Annotated in this window: 4 protein-coding genes; all 4 read left to right on the forward strand. The window is 60.1% G+C overall.

Annotated features, from left to right (window positions below; translation table 11 throughout):
- Positions 1 to 1421 (forward strand): two-component system sensor histidine kinase NtrB (locus tag AC1D1P_RS12575; protein WP_477673209.1); only part of this gene is annotated, 1421 nt, incomplete at its 5' end.
- A gap of 5 nt (positions 1422 to 1426) precedes the next feature.
- Positions 1427 to 2875, forward strand: a complete 1449-nt coding sequence (locus AC1D1P_RS12580) for a sigma-54-dependent transcriptional regulator (RefSeq protein WP_477673210.1) — start codon at positions 1427 to 1429, stop codon at positions 2873 to 2875.
- Positions 2844 to 3461: a 1,6-anhydro-N-acetylmuramyl-L-alanine amidase AmpD gene (ampD, locus tag AC1D1P_RS12585; protein WP_477668368.1), complete on the forward strand. Its 618-nt coding sequence runs from the start codon at positions 2844 to 2846 to the stop codon at positions 3459 to 3461. The genes AC1D1P_RS12580 and ampD overlap by 32 nt, the downstream gene beginning before the upstream one ends.
- Positions 3462 to 3903: 442 nt before the next feature.
- A partial coding sequence (locus tag AC1D1P_RS12590; protein ID WP_477673211.1) for a ribonucleoside-diphosphate reductase subunit alpha occupies positions 3904 to 5793 on the forward strand: 1890 nt, incomplete at its 3' end.

Consider the following 5793-nt stretch of genomic DNA (forward strand, 5'->3'; position numbering starts at 1 on the left):
GCGTGGACGTCATCACGTTCTCCACACTCAATTTCCTGCAATCGAGCGGCATCAACTACACGCCGCTGTTTGCCCTGCCGGTGCTCCTTGCCTCCATCCTTGGACCGATTTTGCTGGCCTTCGGAACCGCAGCCAGCGTGACCTTGCTGCTTCTGGCCGACGCCTGGTGGAGCTCACTTCAGGTATTGGGCGACTTCAATGCCCGATTCCTCCAGTCGGGCTTGAGCGGTTCCGGTTTTTTCCTGGTCGCACTGCTTGCGAACCACCTCGCCTTGCGGCTGGCCCGTGAAGAACAGCTGGCAAAACGCAGCCAGTCCGCCGCGCGCATGCAGACGCAGGTGAACGAACTGGTCATTGAAACCTTGGCCGACGGCGTGCTGGTGGTCGACATCAACGGCATCGTCCGGTCGGCCAATCCGGCATCCAGGCGCCTGCTGGGAGCCCGGGATTCAGTTCGCAGCGCGCCTTTCATCCTCGTCATGGAGGCGGCCTGGTTGCCCCTGGCGGAACTGATGCACAGCACGTTCAGCACGCAGACCCCCCAGGAAGCGGACATCAGCCTTGAATACCCGGGCAGCAATACCCGGCGGCTTCATGTACGCACTCGTCTTGCCGCCTCGAAAAATGGCACCCACGAAAGCCTTTGTGTAATGTTCCTGGAAGACCTGCGTGAAATGGAAGCCCGCGTGAGGACCGAGAAGATGGCAGCCATGGGACGCATGTCGGCCGCAGTGGCACACGAAATCAGGAATCCGCTGGCGGCGATCTCTCAAGCCAATGCCTTGCTGGAAGAAGACCTGCAAGACGAGCCGCACCGCCAGCTCACAGGCATGATCCGGCAAAATGCGCAACGTCTCGCCAGAATCGTCGATGAGGTATTGAACATTTCACGTGCCCAGGCGCACCTGCCCTCGCCACAAACCACCACCCTGGCGCTGGACGAAACCGCTCACAAGATTACCGCGGACTGGGCGGGGCAGACTGAAGCGTCCCGACGCATGAAGATCACGGCAGATTCGGGTAATGCCGTTGTGTGCTTTGAGCCCGAGCATTTGCGCCGCCTCATGGTCAATCTGCTGGACAACGCCCTGCGCTATGCCAGCACATCTTCTCASGCCATTGAAGTCTCCACCCAGCTCGTTACGCCCGGGCAGGCCCGTCTGTCCGTATGGAGCGATGGCCAACCCATGGAGCAAACCGTGCAGACACACCTGTTCGAACCATTTTTCTCCTCTGAAAGCCGCTCCAGCGGGCTGGGCCTGTACATTTGCCGTGAATTATGCGAACGCTATGGTGCCCTGATCGGCTACCAGCGCGTGCAGCGCAGCGGCATTGAAGGAAACGAATTTTTTGTCATATTCGCGCCCTCCAGTCCGTCTATGACCTTGCCCGCGGCTTCTTTTGCCACAATGCCAACCTGAAAACCATGAGCACCCCCATTCCCGTTCCCCAGCAGGCACGTATCCTCGTCATTGACGATGAACCGGATTTGCGCACCCTGTATGAACTGACGCTGCTCAGGGAAGGGTATCGGGTGGAGGCAGCCGGTGACCTGCTGCAGGCCCGGGAGCAGCTCAAGGCGCATCACTTCGATGCTGTGATCACCGATATGCGCCTGCCAGATGGCCTTGGCCTCGAATTACTGCGAGACATGATAGACCAGCAAAGGCCCGAACGATGCGTGGTGATTACAGCCCACGGCTCGGCCGAAAATGCGGTGGAAGCACTCAAGGCCGGCGCGTTTGACTACCTCACGAAACCGGTCGACCTCAAACAATTCCGCAGTGTCGTGGCATCCGCCGTGCAGGGTGCCAAGCATCCTGCACTACAGGCCAAAAGCGATCGAAGCGCACCGGAACACGGCCCCGCCCCCTCCGCCCAGAAAAAAAGCGGGGACGGCACCCAGATTCTGCAAAAACTGGTGGGTGAGTCTGCCGTCATGCGCGCCGTCAAGTCGCGCATCGTCAAAGTGGCGGGAAGCATGGCGCCGGTCCTCATTCAGGGGGAATCGGGCACCGGCAAGGAACTGGTTGCACGCGCCGTACACGGCTGCAGCCACCGCGCGACAGGGCCTTTTGTAGCCGTCAATTGCAGCGCCATACCCGAAAACCTCCTCGAAGCGGAGTTCTTCGGTGCACGAAAGGGCGCTTACACCGGATCAGCGCAGGACCGGCAAGGCTACTTCCAGGCAGCCAAGGGCGGCACCTTGTTTCTCGATGAAATTGGCGACCTGCCGCTGGCCATGCAATCCAAACTTCTGCGCGCCATCCAGGAGCGCACCGTCAGGCCGCTGGGTTCGCCGCAGGAGGACACCGTTGACGTGCGCATCGTCAGCGCAACGCACAAAAACCTGGCGGCGGAAGCCCAGGAAGGGACATTCCGCCAGGATCTTTATTACCGGCTCAATGTGATTGAAATTGCCGTGCCGGCCTTGCGCGAACGCAGGGAGGATTTGCCGGCACTCTGCACTGCCCTGCTGTCAAGAATCTGCCAGGAGTCCGGCTTCAAGATGCCCGAGTTGACAGATGCCGTGATGGAGCAGCTGCAGTCCAGGCCCTTTAACGGCAATGTCAGGGAGCTGGAAAACATCCTGCACCGGGCCGTGGCGCTCGGCGAAGGAAGCATGCTGCATTTTGATGCGCCGGTCGAAGAGCACGTCGCCGTCCCGGAAAACCTGCAGGATTATCTGGACGSGCAGGAGCGAAACATCCTGACCAAGGTTTTGCTGGAGACCGGCTTCAATCGTACCGCCGCCGCCGCGAGGCTGGGTTTGAGCCTGCGGCAGATCCGCTACCGCATTGCACGCCTGAATATCGCCACGCCGGGCAATGACGACCTGGCCGATGGACTTGACCCTGCTGATGACCCCGCCTGAAAGCCCCAATGCCCTTCCCCGGCCTTTGTGGCAAAACGGCTGGTACCGCTACGCACGCGCACTGGCTTCGCCCAACTTTGGTCCACGCCCTCCCGGCGCGCAAATCGACCTGATCGTCATCCACTCCATCAGCCTGCCGCCAGGTGAGTTCGGCAATGACAACGTCCAGCGCCTTTTCACCAACCAGCTCGACTGGGAGGCACACGCTTACTTTCAGGGCATTCGCGGCCTGCAGGTTTCATCGCACTTTTTCATCGCCCGAACCGGCGCTCTGTGGCAGTTTGTGAGCTGTGACGACCGCGCCTGGCATGCCGGGGAATCCAGCTACCGCGGACGCACCAACTGCAACGACGATTCCATCGGCATCGAACTGGAAGGCCTTGAGGGAGATACCTTTGAAGCATCCCAGTATGAAACCCTGACCGGGCTGTGCGCCTCGCTTCTGCAGCGCTATCCCATTGAGCACATCGCCGGGCACGAGCACATTGCACCCGGCCGCAAGCAGGACCCGGGCCTTGGCTTCAACTGGCCTCTGCTGCAAAACTCGCTGTCGTCACCGGCTAGGTGTTTTCCCGAAATCATGTGACTGGTGCACCTGCACGCACTCACCATTGCGGTGCGTCTTGCTGTGGAAATTTCCGGTTATTTTTACCGCGCCAGCAGTGACCGGCGCTCTCAATCCAAGCCCGCGAAAAGCCGCGCCACAACGCTGCATCAGCTTCGCAAGCCTGATGGCATCAGGCTTTCAGCGAAGTTGAACGAGCCACCATCAAGCCCTGATCGAGGCGTCTGGAATGGGGCCTAAAAAGCCACAAAACGTAACGGTGCATTTAGTCAGCGATACACTACCTGTAGTGGCTTGTATTCCCTCCATACCCTAGGTATAGTGTCTAAGCCCTAATTCAGTTTGATGTAATTCGGGTCAGGAAATGAAGGAGCAGGTTGATAGGCCTGTGCAATACCTCAATATATCCAGAGACCCCGAACAGCACATCAAACCACCCATAAAACAAAGCAAAGAGGAAGTCATGCAAACTGCACAACACGCGGTGCCCGTCACGTCGAGCGTTCTGGCAAGCAACCCAGCAACCGGCGATACCAACGCGCAAAGCAACCCGCTCGCCCATTACCAGATCATCCGCCGCAATGGCGGCGTGGTGCCGTTCGAACCCAACAAGATCGCCGTGGCCATGATGAAGGCTTTCCTGGCCGTGCATGGCACGCAGGGTGCGGCTTCGGCCAGCGTCCGCGAAACCGTTGACGGCCTGACCCAGGCGGTCATCCGCGCCCTGATGCGTTCGCGCCCAGGCGGCGGAACCTTTCATATAGAAGACGTTCAGGATCAGGTCGAGCTGGGCCTGATGCGCGGCGGCCACCATGAAATCGCCCGCGCTTACGTGCTGTACCGCGAGAAGCGCACGCAAGAGCGTGCACGCCAGCCGCAAACCCAGGCACCTGCGGCGCCCCTGATCCATGTGACCGACCGCGGCAACCGCGTCGCGCTGGACATCCGCAACCTGCAGGCTCTGATTGAAGCGTCTTGCGCCAACCTGGGCGCAGATATCAAGCCCGACCCCATCGTTGCCGAGACCATGCGCAACCTCTATGACGGTGTGCCCATTGATGAAGTCTACAAGGCGTCCATCCTGGCAGCGCGCACCCTGATCGAGAAAGACCCTGACTACACCTACGCCACCGCACGCCTGCTGATGCACACCATCCGCCGCGAGGTGCTGGGTGAAGAAGTCAGTCAGGAAGACATGGCGATTCGCTACGCCGAGTATTTCCCGCAGTTCATCGCCAAGGGCGTACAAAACGAGCTGCTCGACGAAAAGCTCCAGCAGTTCGACCTGGCCCRCCTGGGCGCCGCGCTCAAGCCCGAACGCGACCTGAAATTTGACTACCTCGGCCTGCAAACCCTGTTTGACCGCTACTTCCTGCACGTGCGCAAACAGCGCATCGAGCTACCACAGGCTTTCTTCATGCGCGTGGCCATGGGCCTGTCGCTCAACGAGATCAACCGCGAAGAACGCGCGATCGAGTTCTACGAAATCCTGTCGTCCTTCGACTTCATGTCGAGCACGCCCACCCTGTTCAATGCCGGCACGCTGCGCTCGCAGCTGTCGTCGTGCTATCTGACGACCGTCGCCGACGACTTGGGCGGCATCTACGACGCCATCAAGGAAAACGCGCTGCTGTCCAAATTTGCCGGCGGCTTGGGCAATGACTGGACGCCTGTGCGCGCCCTGGGCGCCCATATCAAGGGCACCAACGGCGAATCGCAAGGCGTCGTGCCTTTCCTCAAAGTCGTCAACGACACCGCCGTGGCGGTCAACCAGGGCGGCAAGCGCAAAGGCGCCGTCTGCGCCTACCTGGAAACCTGGCACCTGGATATTGAAGAGTTCCTGGAACTGCGCAAGAACACCGGTGACGATCGCCGCCGTACGCACGACATGAACACCGCCAACTGGATTCCCGACCTCTTCATGCGCCGCGTGATGGAAAAAGGCACCTGGACGCTGTTCTCACCGTCGGACACACCCGACCTGCACGACAAGTTCGGCAAGGACTTCGAGAAAATCTACACCGCCTACGAAGCCAAGGCCGAGCGCGGCGAAATCAAGCCATCCCGCAAGCTGCAGGCCACCGACATGTGGCGCAAGATGCTGTCGATGCTGTTTGAAACCGGCCACCCCTGGATCACGTTCAAGGATGCCTGCAATGTGCGCTCGCCGCAGCAACACACCGGCGTCGTGCACTCGTCCAACCTGTGCACCGAGATCACGCTCAACACCAGCGACACCGAAACCGCCGTCTGCAACCTGGGCTCGGTCAACCTCGTCCAGCATCTGAAGGACGGCGCAGTCGACCACGAGAAGCTTAAAAAGACCATCACCACGGCCATGCGCATGCTGGAC

It is taken from the genome of Polaromonas sp. P1_E1_2 (genome assembly GCF_056406035.1).

What these genes read in the sequence shown, in the direction of transcription:
- ampD (WP_477668368.1), top strand. Translation starts at nt 2,844, where the DNA reads ATGGACTTGACCCTGCTGATGACCCCGCCTGAAAGCCCCAATGCCCTT.